11 protein-coding genes are annotated in these 17,464 nt (G+C 33.0%); all 11 read left to right on the top strand.

Features of this window, described 5'->3' with window-relative positions; genetic code table 11:
* The first annotated feature begins 51 nt into the window (after window positions 1-51).
* The 11 genes from FHR24_RS11960 (at window position 52) to FHR24_RS11915 (ending at window position 17,454) form a co-directional block, all read left to right on the top strand.
* Window positions 52-1,899, top strand: a complete 1,848-nt coding sequence (locus FHR24_RS11960) for a sulfatase-like hydrolase/transferase (protein ID WP_167188989.1) — start codon at window positions 52-54, stop codon at window positions 1,897-1,899.
* Between the two features lie 11 nt (window positions 1,900-1,910).
* Window positions 1,911-3,617 (top strand): sulfatase-like hydrolase/transferase, encoded by a 1,707-nt coding sequence (locus tag FHR24_RS11955; RefSeq protein ID WP_208412348.1) that lies wholly within the window; start codon window positions 1,911-1,913, stop codon window positions 3,615-3,617.
* A gap of 110 nt (window positions 3,618-3,727) precedes the next feature.
* Window positions 3,728-5,419, top strand: coding sequence for a sulfatase-like hydrolase/transferase (locus tag FHR24_RS11950; protein WP_167188986.1), 1,692 nt, complete (start codon window positions 3,728-3,730; stop codon window positions 5,417-5,419).
* A 175-nt stretch (window positions 5,420-5,594) separates the two neighbouring features.
* Window positions 5,595-6,209, top strand: coding sequence for a sulfatase-like hydrolase/transferase (locus FHR24_RS15575; protein WP_208412347.1), 615 nt, complete (start codon window positions 5,595-5,597; stop codon window positions 6,207-6,209).
* The gene (locus FHR24_RS15570) at window positions 6,200-7,138 is read left to right on the top strand and encodes a sulfatase-like hydrolase/transferase (RefSeq protein WP_208412346.1); all 939 of its coding nucleotides are present in this window, start codon (window positions 6,200-6,202) and stop codon (window positions 7,136-7,138) included. The genes FHR24_RS15575 and FHR24_RS15570 overlap by 10 nt, the downstream gene beginning before the upstream one ends.
* 270 nt (window positions 7,139-7,408) lie before the next feature.
* Window positions 7,409-10,477: a glycoside hydrolase family 2 TIM barrel-domain containing protein gene (locus FHR24_RS11940; protein ID WP_167188983.1), complete on the top strand. Its 3,069-nt coding sequence runs from the start codon at window positions 7,409-7,411 to the stop codon at window positions 10,475-10,477.
* Window positions 10,478-10,514: 37 nt separating this feature from the next.
* Window positions 10,515-11,561, top strand: coding sequence for a LamG domain-containing protein (locus FHR24_RS11935; protein ID WP_167188980.1), 1,047 nt, complete (start codon window positions 10,515-10,517; stop codon window positions 11,559-11,561).
* A gap of 3 nt (window positions 11,562-11,564) precedes the next feature.
* Window positions 11,565-13,103, top strand: coding sequence for a sulfatase family protein (locus FHR24_RS11930; protein WP_208412345.1), 1,539 nt, complete (start codon window positions 11,565-11,567; stop codon window positions 13,101-13,103).
* Window positions 13,104-13,115: 12 nt separating this feature from the next.
* Window positions 13,116-14,240 carry a glycoside hydrolase family protein gene (locus tag FHR24_RS11925; RefSeq protein ID WP_167188977.1) on the top strand — a complete coding sequence of 375 codons (1,125 nt, stop codon included), beginning with the start codon at window positions 13,116-13,118 and terminating at the stop codon, window positions 14,238-14,240.
* Window positions 14,241-14,245: 5 nt separating this feature from the next.
* Window positions 14,246-15,982 (top strand): glycoside hydrolase family 2 protein, encoded by a 1,737-nt coding sequence (locus FHR24_RS11920; protein WP_167188974.1) that lies wholly within the window; start codon window positions 14,246-14,248, stop codon window positions 15,980-15,982.
* A gap of 5 nt (window positions 15,983-15,987) precedes the next feature.
* On the top strand, window positions 15,988-17,454 hold the full coding sequence (locus FHR24_RS11915) for a sulfatase family protein (protein ID WP_243846548.1): 1,467 nt from the start codon (window positions 15,988-15,990) through the stop codon (window positions 17,452-17,454).
* Window positions 17,455-17,464: the final 10 nt, after the last annotated feature.

The following is a 17,464-nucleotide window of genomic DNA, read 5'->3' as shown; positions in this document are numbered from 1 at the left end:
AACCTTATGCTAAAAAAAAGTCTTAACACTACTTAAACTAAAAGGTGTATTATGAAAAAACGAATATCAGTGCTAATTCTCATGGTTTTGAGCTTGCAATTAACAGCTCAAAAAACAAAACCAAATATTCTTTGGATAATGACAGATGATCAAAGAATGGATTCTAACGCTTATTTTAACGAAATTAAAACAGGGACTAAAGAAAGCCCATTAGGATATGTAGAGTCACCCAATTTAGATGCCTTGGCAAAAGAAGGAGTGGTGTTTCCAAACATGCATTGTCAATCCCCAGGTTGTGCTCCTTCAAGAGCGGGTTTAATTATGGGTAAATATTCATTTCGTTCGGGAGTTTATGGATTTGAATACTTTCATAACAATCCAGATTTTTTTAATCAATTACTCCCTTCAGCAATGGAAGATCAAGGGTATCAAACTGCTTTGTTTGGTAAAACAGGTGTGCGTTTAAAAGGATACAAATCTAAAACGCCTAAAGAAAAAATGGGCTATTATCAACAATATGTAGATTATGGACAAGATTTAAGACGTACCGGAAATACAGATTGGGACAATACTTCTGTTTGGGGAAAAGTAGACGGAAAAGGACAGAAAATTGATGATAGAGTTAATTTTTATTATCCTGATGGAACTCATAAGTCGTTTTCTAGAAAAGAAACCATTTCTGATGCTGAGAAAAAGATAAAAGCAGAAGTAGAAAAAGAATTAGATATTTTATATGCATATACACGTAGTACATCAGACATGATTATTGGAGGTGTAAATTCTATGCCCGCAGGTAAAACATTAGATGGAAATATTCTTACGGAGTTTTTATCGTATTTAAAAAATGAAAATAAAAGCTATAAAATATTAAGTGGAAGAAAGTTTAAAGGAGCAGATTCAAGTAAACCTATATTTGCAAACTTGAGTTTCCACTTTCCACATACACCGGTAATGCCACCAAAAGAGTTTAGAGACCGTTTTAAAGACAAGGTGTATGAAATTCCTGAGTTTGATAAAAAAGAATTGAAAAAACTTCCGAAGCAACTACAAGATTATTATAAAAAAACTAAAATTGACGGTTTAAAATACGAAGAAAAGCAACAAGCTATACGTGATTATTACGCTTTTTGTGCCTACGGAGATGACTTGATTGGAAAGGCAATTCAAGAGTTTAAAGCATATAGTAAAAAACACAAACAGGAATATGTAATTGTATACGTATGTGGAGATCATGGTTGGCAATTAGGAGAGCAAGGAGTAGAAGGAAAGTTTTCTCCTTGGGATTTGTCTACGCACACAACCGCTATTGTAGTCTCTTCTGACAAAAAAACATATCCTGCAGGTAAAGTATATGATGGGTTTACAGAATATGTTGATGTAATGCCTACATTATTGGCTGCTGGTGGAGCAGATTTATCGGAGCCTAAATTTAATTTTTTAGACGGGTACGATATGGGAACGATATTAAAGGATAAAAAATTAAAGAGAGATTATATTATAGGAGAAATAAATCACGTAGTCGGACCAAGGGCTTATATAAAAACTAAAGACTTTTCTTTTTCTATGCAAACAAGAGCACATAGAGGTAAAGCAAGTAAAAAGTACCCGCCAAATGTTGATGTAAAATGGGGTTTAGAAGCTCCAAGAGAAGAGGTGCAAATGGCCTTGTATGATTTACGAGTAGATACCAAGGAAAGAAATAATGTAGCAAATGATAAAGAATACATTGCGTTAGCAGATTGGTTCCGTAATAAATTAGGAAGTATTGTTTTAGGAGATGGTCGTGTAGAGTGCGATTGGGGACAAGCAAATACCTATAATATTAGCAATTTTGCAAAAGGATCAGATGATAAAAAAGCGGACATTCCTAAAAAAATAATCCCATCAATTAAGAAATAAAAAGTAATAAAATGATTCAAAAATTAAGTTTTCTATTGTTGTTAACTACCAGTTTGTTAGTTGCACAAAAAAATAAAAAGCCAAATATTATTGTGGTTTTGGCGGATGATATTAGCGCACGAGAAATGCCTATTTACAAATCAGACACTTGGAGTCCACCCACAGGTGGTAATACACAAGATGTAAAGTATAGAGCAAACACTCCTGTCTTAGATAAAATAGCACAAGAAGGTTTGTATATAAAAACTGCCTGGGCTGCGGTAGTATGTTCTCCTAGTAGAGCCATGATGATGACAGGTCGTTATGCACACTTACACAAGTGGTGGGGGAATAAAACCACAGGAAAATATACTAATGAAGAGGGGAAACCTGCTACGTATCCTTTTTACGAAAGTTCACCTTTAGGAATTGCAGAAGTAGCAAAACAAGGAGGTTACACAAGTATTTGGGCAGGGAAATCGCAAATGCGTAATCCTAACTTAAATAAATACGGATTTGATGAAGGAGTATTTACTCCAGGGGAATCTTCTATGGAAGGGGAAAATCCTTACACTGATTTTCAAGTTGAATTGAAAAAAGTTGATGGTAAAAAACAGGTGATTAATAATGATACAGGAGAAAAAGCTGCTACCTATCCACAATCTGGTTGGTATTGGAAACCTCATGTAATGTTAATGAACAATCCATCTTCTAAAAAACAATTTGAATGGTGGCCAAATACCAAAGAATCTAAAAAAGAATACGGTTTAAATACTTACGGTCCCGATGTAGAATTGGATTTTATTTTCGATTTTATGGAGCGTAAAACCAAAGAAAAGAAACCTTTCTTTGTGTATCATACTACACATTTAGGTCACGATGCTTTTGATTTTTTTAATCCACAGACTCATACAAAATGGCCTGGAACTCCAAAAGTTGAATGGAAAAATGGGAAATATACAAGAACACAACCAAATGTAACTGGAGATAAAGGAGTATACAATACACATGGTACAGTAACAGAACCAGGAATTCATAATCACATCAACTATTTAGATTATCAAATGTCTTTGTATTTGCAAAAATTAAAAGATCTAAAAATAGACAAAAACACTATTGTTATTTTTTGTGCAGATAACGGAACAAGTGGATATGGTAAAAACAGTGCAGAGTCTCAAAAGGGAACACATGTTCCTTTTATAGTATACGCTCCAGGTTTAGGATTGACTAAAAAAGGAGAACAAGATGTATTGGTAAATTTAGCAGATGTACTGCCAACTATTGCAGAAATTGGTGGAGTTAGTCTTCCTAAAGATTACGAAATTAACGGAGTTAGTTTGTGGCCTTTCTTAACCACCAAGCAAAAAGAACACAGAGAATGGATTTATGGTTACAAAGACGGACAGCAAATTATTAGAAGTAAAAGCGTGTTAAAAGACGGGTTTAATAAATGGTATGATGTAAGTAACACACCATCGGATTTAATTTCTTATCCAAAAATTAACAATTGGAATGATGCTTCTAAAGAGTTAAAAGAAGAAAAGGCAGCATTGGAAAAAATTCTACCTCAATTTAATACATTCAAAACAGCTCAACATGGTCCATTAACAGAAAAACATAAAAAACAAGTAGAAGAGCAAGAGGCTTTAAAAAAAGAAAAATTAAAAGCGTTGAAAGCTAAAAAAAGAGCAACTCAACAAGCTAAAAAGAATAAGAATAAAAAGAAGGAAAAATATTAAAATAGAAATCAAGTTAAAAAAGAACCTGTAGCGAAAGTTACAGGTTCTTTAGGTTTAGGGCTGTCGGAAACGTTCCCGATGATTCATAAATAATGTTTAAATTTAAAAAGATGAAAAAAATAACCTTGTTACTGTTTCTAGCTACATTATCAATAATGGCTCAGAAAACGAAAAAACCTAATATTATTTTGGTGTTGGCTGATGATATTAGTGCACGAGAATTCCCCATTTATAAATCAGATACATGGAGTTCTGCTATGGGAAACAAAAATTCTCAAGATCCTAATTTAAGAGCTAGTACTCCTGTGTTAGATAAATTAGCAAAAGAAGGAATGTATGTAAAAACGGCTTGGGCTTCTGTGGTTTGTTCTCCTAGTAGAGCTATGTTAATGACAGGTAGATATCCGCATTTACACAAATGGTGGGGAAACAAAACCATTGGACAGTATACCGATGAAGACGGGAATTTAGGAACCTATCCTTTATTTGCAAGTTCTCCATTAACTATTGGTCATGTGGCTAAAAAAGGAGGTTATGCTTCTATTTGGTCTGGAAAAAGTCAAATGCGTAATAAAAACTTACAAAATTTTGGTTTTGACGAAGGAGTGTTTACTCCAGGAGAATCGGCTATTACAGAAATTGGAGAAAATCCATATTCAAACTTTACGTTAGAACAAAAAAAAGTAAATGGAAAAAAAGAACTGATCAACCTAGACTCAGGAAAACCATTAGACTTTTCATATTATGCTTCTTCTAGTTGGTACTGGAAACCTCATGTAATGTTAATGAATCACCCATCCTCTAAAAAACAATTTGAATGGTGGCCAAATACCAAAAAATCTAAAAAAGAATACGGAGTAAATACCTATGGACCCGATGTAGAATTAGATTTTATTTTCGACTTTATGGAAAGAAAGGCAAAAGAAGACAAACCTTTCTTTGTATACCATACTACGCATTTAGGACATGGAGCTATGAATTATTTAAACCCAGAACAGCATAAATACAAATGGATTGAAACTCCAAAAATTACTTGGAAAAACGGAAAGTATATTAAAACAAAACCAAATATTACTGGGGGAAAAGGAGTGTACGATACGCATAATTCTTTATCAGAAAGCGGAATTCATGCACACGTAAACTATTTAGATTATCAAATGTGGTTGTATTTAGAAAAGTTAAAAGAACTAAATATTGATGATAATACTATAGTTATTTTTTGTGCGGATAACGGTTCAAGCAAATACGGTAAAAACAGTCCAGACTCCCAAAAAGGAACACATGTACCGTTTATGCTGTATGGACCTGGATTTAATTTTACCAAAAAAGGAGAGCAAGATGTGTTGGTAAACCTATCTGATATTTTACCCACGATTGCTGATTTAGTAGGGTTTGAATTTCCAAAAGATTATGAAATTAACGGAAAAAGTTTAATGCCATTTTTAACAACCAATAAAAAAACACATAGAGATTGGGTGTATGGGTACAAAGATAATTTACAAATTATTAGAGGAACAAAAGTGTTAAAAGATGGTTTGGACAAGTGGTACGATGTAAGAGAGTATCCATCGGATTTAATTAGTTTTCCTGAAGTAAAAGATTGGGAAAATGCAGACAAAGAGTTGATTAAAGAACGTGATTACTTAAATGGTATTTTACCAAGGTTCAATCAATTTGATGAAGCACAAAACGGACCTCTTTCTGAAGCACATAAAAAGAAAATAGTAAAAGATAAAGCCAAACAGAAAGCCAAGAAATTGGCAAAAGTAGCAGCAAAAACCCAAAAACAAAAAATCAAGTAAAAAGTAACTACTCTTTCAAAGTAAAACTCCCAAAGAACAAAGTCTTTAGGAGTTTTATCTTGAATGGATAGAGGATTGTGTGTTTATAAATCATTTATGTTGTCTCTAGAAACATTTGTGAAACAAAGGAACTAATTTGAGGATTAGATTTGTTTGTCAATAAAAATCAGAAATAATGAATTTTACAAAGTTTTTTATAATAGTAATAAGTTTGGCTTGTACTTCTTTAGGATACACTCAAAAAAAAACAAGACCCAATATTGTTTTTTTGTTAAGTGATGATCAAACAAGTATTGCTACAGGTTGTTATGGAAATACTCAAGTAGTAACTCCTAATATGGATAATTTGGCAAAACAAGGAGTTTTGTTTAAGAATCATTACAATACCACCTCTATTTGTATGGCAAGTAGAGCTATTATTATGACAGGTATGTATGAATATAAAACAGGTTGTAATTTTTTACATGGACCTTTACCAAAAGAGAAATTTACTAAATCATATCCTGTTTTATTAAAGCAAGCAGGTTATTATACTGGGTTTGCAGGTAAATTTGGTTTTGCTGTAGACAATGGAACTAATTGGAATGAGAGAACACAAGAAGTATTGCCAGGACAAGAATTTGATGTTTGGGCAGGGGGAATTGGTCAGACTCATTACAAAACAGATAAAAATAAAGCAATAGCCAAATATGCGAAAAAATACCCGCATAGTTCTAGAGCATATGCGGCTTGGGCTCATGATTTTATAAAACAAGCAAAAGTACAGGGAAACCTTTTTGCATGTCTATAAGTTATAAAGCACCACATTTGCCTTTTACTCCAGATACATATTTTGATTATGTGTACAAGGGGGAAAAATATAAAAAACCAGAAAACTATGGAGCTAAAAACGCAGAACATTTGTCTGCTCAATCCAAATCTGGTAGACAGTATAGCGGATATGAGTTTTGGAGAGATTCTGAAGAAAATTATCAAACGGCTATAAAAAAATACAATCAGCTAATACACGGAGTAGATTATTCTTTAGGGATGATTAGAAAATCATTAGAAGAACTAGGGGTTGCAGATAATACCATTATTATTTTCACAAGTGATAATGGTTACAGTTGTGGTGCACATAATTTTGGAGGGAAAGTATTGCCGTATGAAGAAGCATCAAAATCACCATTTATTATTTTTGATCCAAGAGCAAAAAAACAGTCTATAAAGATTAGTGCAGTAACGGCCAATATAGATATTGCTCCTACAATTTTAGAATATGCGGGAGTAAAAATCCCTAAAAATATGGATGGATTAAGTGTTGTTAAAATAATAGCAAAACCAACAAAATTTAAGAATCGTAATGTAATGTTAACCAATATGTGGGGGAGTGATGAGACTCAGGAAATGGCAGTGGTAAATAAAGATTGGAAATATATTTATTGGCAATACCAAGATCATAGAATGAAGCCTACCGAAGAATTGTTTTATGTAGGAAAAGATAGATTAGAAATGACGAATCATGCTACGGACTCTCAATACAAACAGCAACTTAAAAAAATGAGAAAAGTGTATGATAAACAATACAGGCAATTGGCTAAAAATGTAATAACATATAATAATTATCAAAAATATATTACGCTGTTTAACAGAGAGGCAAATGTTCATCAAAAACAACCTTTGTATACCGATGATTATGGAAAAGATCAAAGGAAAAAAGAGTTAGAAAAAAAGCATTAAAAAGTAAAAAACTATAGAGGGACTAAATGTCTTTTGTATAGCAGTTAATTTAAATAAAAACCTTGTAAAGTAGTTACAAGGTTTTTTTATGCTTTTTACTTAAATTATAGATAGTTAAATAGTTCTCTTTCCGATAACGTTTCCGTTGAAAAAAAAGGGGTTTTAGTGTTAAAATGACAGTATTTCAACACTTTCTTTAAGCTATAAACTATCTTTAGGTATCCAAAAGGCGAAAAGTCTTTTTTAGAAGAAACCAAACTATTTTATCAGATGAAAATGTATTCATACAAAAAAAGTAAATCTTTAATAAAGGGTATAACTTTATTAGTATTCGCATTACTACTAGGATGTAAGTCAGTAGTTAAAAAAGATGATATTGTGCCAGAAGAAGCATATTCTTTAAATGGGAATTGGAAGTTTAATACCATTTATGGACAAGGGCATAACTACTTAAATGTTGTAGAAAAATCAGAAAATATTATTATAGATAATGATGATAAAAAGCATGTTGAAATAAAAGGAAATTGGAAAAAAAGCAAAAAAGAGAACAAAGGAGCTACTTTTTATAAAAAGGACTATTTGGTTAAAAATTTTAAAGCCGGTGAAAGTAAAGATAATTATGTTCGTTTTCATCCATATTTTAAAAAGTCGGGGTATTATGAGGCTTTTATAACACATCCTTATGCAAGTCATAACAAAGCGTTGTACACCGTAAAACATAAAAATGGAGAGTCCTCAAAAAAAGTAAGCTCAAGAACTTTTTGTAACGAGTGGATCAGTTTGGGGATTTTTCAGTTTGATAATAAAGATGATAACTATATTGAAATTACGGCAACTACAGAAGGACAAGTTCCTGCCGATGCAGTGATGTTTCAGTCTATTTCTAAAGAAGCTTTTGAAGAAGCTCAAGATTTACCAAGCAAAATATTTTTACCCTCTCATGATGATTCCAAATGGCACAATTTAAAAGTTCCGGGTCATTGGGGAATGATCAATTCATATTCAAATTATACGGGAATAGGTTGGTATCGTAAAACATTTGAACTACCATCTCATTGGTCTCAGCAAAAGGACGAAAGAGTTCGTATTCAGTTTGGAGCTGTTTATCATTTAGCAAAGGTTTACTTAAATGGAAAATTAGTGGGTGAGCATAGAGGAGGATTAACTCCTTTTGAATTAGATATTACAGATTATGTAAAGTTTGGAGACAAAAACGTGATAGCTGTAGAGGTTAATAACGATTTTATTGTTGGGGCTACCTGGAACTGGGGAGGAATTATTAGAGATGTGACCATTAAAAAAGACAAAGATGTTCGCATTCAATTACAATACATTCATGCAGATCCAGATTTAGAAAAAGGAACGGCAACCATTGATTTAAAAGTTCGTCTAGAAAACAATTCTAATAAAACAAGAACGATAGATGTACTTTCTAAAATAAAAGAAATTGCAGATGTTACTTTATCTCAAGAGGGTGTTGAGGTAGCTGCAAATAGCACAAAAACCATTGTGTTAAAAGGAAGTTTAAAAGCGAAAGATGTAAAGTTATGGCATTTTGATGCTCCACATTTATACACCTTACAAACAACTATTTCTGATGCTAGCGGAAGTTTAGATTCTAAATTTGATGATTTTGGAATTAGAAAAATAGAGTTGACAAAATCTCAAATGTTATTAAACGGAGAACCTATTAGAACAGGAGGTTTTAACCGTGTGAGCGAGAACCGTTACTTTGGATCTTCAGAACCGTTAGAGATTTTAGAAAGAGATATTGATTTAATGAAAGCTTCGGGAGCTAATTTTATGCGAATTATGCACGGAACTCAAAATGAAAAATTGATTGAATTGTGCGATAGAAAAGGAATACTATTGTTTGAAGAAGTCAACGTTCGTCATCTAGAAAATGCAGAATTTACAGCACCAGAATATCCTTTAATCAAATCATGGTTAAAAGAAATGGTGGAGAGAGATTTAAATCATCCAAGTATTATTGGTTGGAGTGTAGGAAACGAATTAAAACTGCACTACGACTATGCTAAAAACATGATGGATTATGTACGTACAGAATTAGATGAACATAGGTTATTAACTTGTGTAAGTAATTCTGGTCAAAAACAAGCCTATACTCCAGAAACCGATCCTAATACACATGTAGATATCATTATGCACAACATGTATAGATGGCAAGGACAACCACAAGAGATTTTAAATACGTTAAGAGAAAAATGGCCAAATAAACCGGTGTTTATTTCAGAATATGGATTTGATCCTTATCCAACGGCTTCTTTAGATGGAGATAAGCCTATTGTTTCAGAATGGAACCAACATTACAGAGGTAAAAACGAATTTGTAATTGGTACTTCTATGTGGACGTTTAATGATTATAGAAGTAGTTACGGAGGAACCTCTGCAGAAGAAAATAGAGTTTGGGGTGTGATAAATGTTTGGGGACAAAAAAGACGTTTGTTTGATCGTTTTCAAAAAGAAAATAGTCCTATAAAGATCTTAAATTTAGGAGAAATTGATTTGTCTAAAAAATCAACATCTATAGAGATTACAACAAAAGAAACTTCTAATTATCCTAGCTATACCTTAAAGGATTATAAGTTGGTATATACATTCTCATCAGAAAAAGGAGACGTATTGTTAGAAAAAGAAGTTGCGTTGCCAACATTACATCCAGGAGCTTCTTGGAGCGGTAAAATTGATTGGGAAACGCTTAACAACCCATACCTGTTAAAAGTAAAAATTGTAAACCCATTAGGATATGAAAGAGGTAAAAAAGAGACCTTCTTTAAAGTACCTAATACTCCAACTATTAAAGAAGTGATATCAGGAAACAAAGGAGTTAGAGTTTATTTTGACAAAGCTTATGGAGTAAAAGAATACGTTGCAGCATATAAAACCAAAACAGGTGCTTATCAATATACACAACCTACTATTTCAAACTTTATAGATATAGATAGCTTGTCTAATTCTCCGTTCCAAGTTTCGCTGACAGCAGTTAATAGCAAAGGGAAGAGTACTCCTTCTGAGGAAGTTACAGTTACATTAGGAAACAAATTGTTACCACCAGTTATTTGGCATTCTTTTATGGATGATCAAAAATTAGTGATAGGATATTCTAGCGATTTTGAAGATGAAAATTATACGGTTGCTTATGGAACTAATAAAGAAAATTTAGAAAATAAAATGACCTCTAACGTAAGAGGAATGATGACGATTGATTTAAACGAGAGTGTAAAATCACCTATATATATTAAAATAAAAAGAGAAGTAGCAGGAAAAAGTAGTGAATGGTCTAACACAGTAGAAATAGGATTGAAATCTGTAGAGTAAAAATAGTTTCAAAAAAAACAAACCAAACGAATAAAAAATGAATATGAATTATTTTGCTTTTGTAGGATGTCTTTTGATATCTGTATGTGCAAAAGCCCAAACTCCTAAAGAACTTCCCAATAAAAATGGAGAGCAGTATACAACGTATAGAGATAACAGTGTTTCTGATGAATTCAATTCAAACTCACTAGATACGAATAAATGGTCTAGAAGAAATTCTGGAGGAGCTTCTATTCAAAATTATGATACCGATGAGTCATTAGTGGTAATTGAAAAAGATGCAGATGGAACTCAATATATTTCCATAAAAGCATCTGCTCCTAACGGAGTACCTAAAACAGCTGGAATAGTAAACAAAGCATCTGCTTTTTATGGTTTTTATACAGTACGTTTTAGGTTTAGAGGTTTTAATACTTCTGATGTTAAAGAAAAAGGATCTATTTGGCATCCATCTGTTTGGTGTGGTGTAACCAATCACCATTCAGACGATAAAAGAAAATCTACGAAGAGTAAGTTTTGGACAGAAATAGATTTTATGGAATGGGAAAATGGAGCCAATGGTTGGAGTAGTGATGCTCCTGCAAGATTAACAGATAGTTACAGAAAAACTCGTAAAGTAGTGACCAAAGGAAAAGATGCCGAAAAAGCAATTATGACCAAAGGTCCTTTTAAAACCTATGCTCCAGAATGGCAAACTTTAGGGCTTGAATATACTCCGGAATATATAAAATTATGGCAGTGGAAAAACGGAAAATGGGAACACATAGGTGAAAGAGTTGTTCATTTTGTAGAAGAAGATGTAACTACTCCTGAAAAAAAATATACCCTAAGTACCATTGGTAAAAATGCCAGACAACCTACTTTTTGGGTGCTAGGAAATATTGTTGCGGGCTATATTCTTAAGAAAGTAGAAGAAGGAACAACAACACATACGATGAATGATTTGGCAACAGATTTTGATTTTTTTAGATACTACAGACATAACAGTATTCTTGATGAAGATTGGTTGTGGGAAAACGGAGTTCGTAATGGTGGAGGTAAAGAATTAAAAGATACTTCTTTTATAGAGGCTATAAAAAAATAGAGAATGAATTTATTAAAGATAACAGGTTTTTTTATGTTGTTTGTAACAACTCAGATTACAGCTCAAAAAAACATCATTTTAATCTTGTCAGACGATCATGCTTACCAAGCAATTAGTGCTTATGGAGATCGGTTTGCTAAAATAGCCCCTACACCCAATATTGATAAATTGGCCAATGAAGGAATTAGGTTTGATAGAAGTTATGTAGGTAATTCTATTTGTGCACCTTCTAGAGCAACTATTTTAACAGGGAAACACAGTCACAAAAACGGAGTAATTACTTTAAAAGAAAGATTCAATGGAAATCAACCTACCATAGCAAGTGTTTTACAAACATCAGGATATGAAACCGCAGTAATTGGTAAATGGCATTTAAAATCAGATCCTGTCGGATTTTCTTATTGGGATATTTTAATTGGACAAGGAGATTATTACAATTCGGATTTTAAAACACCAAAAGGAAAGTCAATAGAAAAAGGTTATGTAACCGATGTAATTACAGATAAAGCAATGAATTGGATTTCAGAAAAAAGAGATCAAGACAAACCTTTTATGATGATTATAGGGAACAAAGCTCCACACTCTAATTGGATTCCTCCTTTACAGTATTTAACAACATTTGATGAGGTACATATTCCGGAACCTAAAAACTTATTTGACAATTATAAAACCAAATCTTTAGCTGCAGGAGAAACAGATATGACTGTTGAAAAAATGCCTATGGGTTGGTATTGTCAAGTTTGGAGTAAACAAGGTAAAACACCAGATAGATATAACGATTTTGAAGGAGCTTTATGGAAAAGAGCTTATGGCAGATTGTCAAAAGATCAAAAAGCAATATTTGACAAAGCTTTTGACCCTAAAAATGAAGCTTTTTTAAAAGCAAATTTAAAAGGAAAAGATTTGGTGCGATGGAAATATCAAAGAATGATGCAGAATTATTTAGGTTGTGTAAAATCTGTGGATGACAATGTGGGGAGATTAACGGAATTTTTAAAGAACCAAAAATTAGACAAAAACACCATTGTAATATATGCATCTGATCAAGGATTGTTTTTAGGTGAGCACGGATGGTACGATAAAAGAATGATGTATGAAGAGGCTTTTAAAACTCCACTAATAGCTTATTGTCCAAATACAATTCCTGCCAAACAGGTAAACACAGATTTGGTGCAAAACATAGATTATGCTCCTACTATTTTAGATTTTGCCAATGTGAAAATTCCTGAAGAAATACAGGGGGAAAGCTTAAAACCTTTGTTTTTAGGCAAAAAAGTAAAAAACTGGAGAGAGAATTTATATTATCAGTATTATGAATATCCTGCAGGACACCAAATACAAAAGCATGAAGGAATTGTTGGCAAACGTTATAAGTTGATTCATTTTTATCAAATAAATGCTTGGGAGTTTTACGATTTAAAAAAAGATCCTAAAGAGATGAAAAATGAATATGATAACAAAAAATATCAGAAAAAAATAAAGGAATTAAAAAACGAATTATTAAAGTTAAAAGTACAGTATCAAGTACCCAAAAATAAATAAAATCATAAACCAATGAAAAGAATATTAAGTGTAATAGCAGCTATTTTATTAGTATCATCATGCGCTCAAAAGCCAAAGAAAGCTCTATCAGAAAAAAAAGAAGAGCGAATAGAAAATTATAAAATAGAATTCGGAAAAGTATCTAAAACTTCAGTTTTTAAAGAAGACGGATTAAGTGTTTGGGGAGGAACTTTGGTAAAAGGAGAAGACGGATTGTATCATATGTATTATTCTAGATGGCCAAAAAACATAGGTTGGGAATGGGTAAACTATTCAGAAATAGCCCACGCAACATCAACCTCTCCTTTTGGACCTTTTAAATTTCACGATGTAGCTTTAGGAGAAAGAGACAATAACAAGTGGGATGGAACTACTACGCACAACCCTGTTGTTTTAAAAGTGAAAGGAAAATATTATCTGTATCATATGGGGAATACAGGAAACAAAAAAATTGTAAGCGTACCAGGAAAAGCAAAAATTAACTGGGAGCATAGAAACAATCAGCGTATTGGTGTTGCAGTTGCAGACAATCCTAATGGACCATGGACGAGGTTGGACAAACCTGTATTAGATATTAACCATGAAGATGAAAATGCTTATGATGCTTTAATGACATCAAACCCATCTGTTTGTGAAATGAAAGATGGAAAAATACTAATGGTATACAAAGCTGTAGGTAAAAAGTTTCCGTTACCAGCAGGAGGACCTGTAGTGCATATGGTGGCAATTGCAGATACTCCAACGGGACCTTTTAAAAAGTTTCCAGATCCTGTGTTTGTGTTTGAAGGAGAACGTTTTCCTGCAGAAGATCCATATATCTGGTATCAAGATGGAAAATACAGAGCGATTGTAAAACGTATCAAATTTGAAGGGAAAAAGAGAATTTTCTCTTTAGTGCATTATGATTCTGAAGATGGAATTAAATGGGATAAAGCAAAGAATTTTGAAATTTCGGACAAAACGGTGACATGGGAAGATGGAACTACCACAAAGTTTAATCACTTAGAAAGACCACAAGTTTTTAGAGAAAATGGAGAGCCTATTGCTTTGTTATGTGCAGCAGATACCATTGATACAAACAATATTCGTCACTCTTTTAATATCCAAATCCCTATTAAAATTACTAAAGAAAAATAGAAAAAATGCGTAAATTTTTAAGTTTACTTTTTATCACATGTTTGTTTGGATCTTGTGCCAATAATAAGACTTATGAGGTGTATAATTCTTATCAGAAAACCATATCGTTAAATGGTGTTTGGCAATTTTTAGCATCTAACAATCTAGATGAAGCTAACGTTGTGCAAGATAGTTTTGCTGAGTGGGATACTCTAAGAGTTCCAGGTAATTGGGACACTAAAGAGCGTTATGCTACGTATGTGGGTAAAGGGTATTATCAAAAAAACTTTACGCTTCCTAAAAATTGGGAAAACAAACAGATTAGGTTAAAGTTTGGAGCCGTGTACCAAACGGCTAAGGTTTGGTTAAACGGAGAGTTGTTAGGAAAAAATGTAGGAGGTTATTTGCCTTTTGAATTTAATATTACAAATAAAATCAACAAAGACGGAGAAAACTCATTGGTTGTCATGGCTGATAACACTATCCGTAGAGGAGCTTGGTGGGCTTGGGGAGGAATTAGTAGAGAGGTCTCTTTGTTGGCTGATGAAGAGCTTAGAATGGTGAATCAACACATCTCTTCTGTACCAGATTTTGAGAATAACAAAGTGTCTTTTACGATTAAATACAAGATTGAAAATAAAGGAAGTTCTGCTGCGACTGTCAACATCAAATCAAATATTAAAGATGGAGAAAAGATGGCAGTGCAAACAATAAGCGTACCTGCAAACTCTACACAAGAGAAAATAGTAAAATTCCAAAAAGATTTATCCGATTATAAATTATGGGATTTTAACAATCCTAATTTGTACAAGTTACAAAGTGAATTGGTGGTGAACGGAAATGTACAAGATGTAGTTGCCGATAATTTTGGAATTAGAAAGTTTGAAGTAAAAGGAGAGCAATTCTTTTTAAACAACAATGCTGTTCGTATGAATGGAGTAAACCGAGTGCACGATCATCCTGATTATGGAAATACAGAACCTGATCATTTAATTTTAAAGGACATGAAAGACATTAAGTCTTTGGGTGCTAATTTTTCTAGATTAATGCATGCTCCTTTGTCTAAAAACATTTTAGATTTTTGCGATAAAAATGGAATGTTGTTGGTAGAAGAAATTCCGGTTTGGGGAGCAGAAGATCCTAACTCAAGACCTAACAATTCAATAACAAAGCAATGGATGAAAAGATTGATAGAAAGAGACTTTAATCATCCATCTGTAGTAGCTTGGAGTGTAGGGAATGAGTTAAGAACAGATCAACCTAAATGGGGAAAACAACACTTAACCAAAGGTCAATATACTTATGTAAACGAAATGATTGATTACACCACTTCTTTAGATACAACAAGGTTAAAAACTTATGTAAGTAATACTTCTTATCAGGGAGGAGAGGTTGGAAAAGAACCGTATGAAAAAGTAGATTTTTTAAGTGTAAACAGCTATGGTAATGCCTTGAAAATAGTAGAAAAAGTACACGATAGATTTCCGAACAAACCCATATTTATATCAGAAATAGGAAAAGGGCAAATAGGTCCTGTTCCCGATGCTGTTTTAAAAGACGAATTGGTAGAGTACATCTACAAGTTAAAAGACTATCCCTATGTAACGGGAGTTTCTATTTGGAGTTACAATGATTATAGAAGTGATTACAAAGGAACACCAGAATCTGGATTTAGAGAATGGGGAATTGTAAGTGAAACAAGAGAACAAAAGAAAGCGTACAAGCAGTTAAAAGATGCGTATCAATATTGGTTAGAAAAATAATAGATATGAGATTTAATATTAAAAAAAAGATAGTAAAAGTTTTATGTTTGATGTTGGCAATTGTCACTTATCAAATAAAAGCACAAGAAAAACAACCCAATATTTTATGGATCAATTCGGATGATTTGGGAAGAGAATTGGCTTGTTATGGAGAGCCTGTGGTAAAAACACCGCATATAGATGCTTTGGCAAAACAGGGAGTTTTGTATACCAATGCTTATGCCAATGCTCCTATTTGTTCTGCAAGTAGATCGTCTCAAATTACGGGAATGTATCCTACGGCAGTAAACAGCTTAGACCATCGTACGTTAAACATGACCGAGTTGCCAGATGGAATTCAGCCCATTACAAAATTTTTTAAAGATGCTGGTTACTTTGTTAGTAACGGTAGTGGACTAACCATGTTAGAAAAGGGAGGAAAAAGAGATTACAACTTTACCACAAAAGTAGATTATGACGGAACAGATTGGGATCAACGTAAGGAAGGACAACCGTTTTTTGCACAAGTACAAATAAAATATCCGCACAGAATTTTTTCTAGAGATAAAGAGAATCCTGTAAATCCAGATGAGGTAAGATTGCCAGCTTGTTATCCAGATTACCCTTTGTTAAGAGCAGATTGGGCTTTGTATTTAGAGTCTGTTCAGCATTGTGATGACATTGTAGGAAAAATTTTACAAAAATTAGAGGATGATGGACTGGCAGACAATACGATTGTATTCTTTTTTGGAGATCACGGTCGTCCGCATTTAAGAGACAAGCAGTTTTTGTATGAAGGAGGATTGCAAATTCCATTAATTATTCGTTGGCCAGAACATTTAAAGCCCAATAAAAAAGACAAACGTTTGGTGAGTTTGGTAGATGTTGCTGCTACTAGTTTGGCTGTTAGTGGAATTAAAACTCCATATCCGCTTCACGGAAAAGTGTTTTTAGGAAAAAACAAAACCAAACGTAAGTACGTTTACGGGTTTAGACAACGAGCCGGAGATGCTGCAGAAAATTTAAGAAGTATTACTGATAGCCGTTACAAGTTAATTTGGAACAGAACTTATGATAGACCTTGGATGCAATTAACAAGTTATAAAAAACTACAATATCCTGCTTTTGCGTTGTATCATTATTTGCATAGCAAAGGAGAGTTAAAAGCTCCATACAATCAATTTATGGCAGAGACCAAGCCAGAATTTGAATTGTTTGATTTGAAAAAAGATCCTTCAGAGTTTAATAATTTAGCAGGAGATAAATCGTGTAGAAAAATTCAAGAAAAGTTGTTTCAAAAATTATCATCAAACTTAAAAGAGTATGAGGAAAATATGATTTTAGAAGATGAAGCTACTATTGAGAGAGCAAAAAAAGGATCAAGAGTATATTATAACAAAGCACTACCAAAACAAAAGCCAGGCTTAAGTGTAGATGCCAATTACGAAGAAATTGTAAAAGACTGGGAACGCAGGTTGTTACATAAAAGATAAAATGTACCAC

It is taken from the genome of Wenyingzhuangia heitensis, from assembly GCF_011762155.1.
Classification (GTDB): Bacteria; Bacteroidota; Bacteroidia; order Flavobacteriales; family Flavobacteriaceae; genus Wenyingzhuangia; species Wenyingzhuangia heitensis.
Note: the sequence above shows the minus strand (reverse complement) of the source record. Positions and strands in the feature narration are given on the sequence as shown.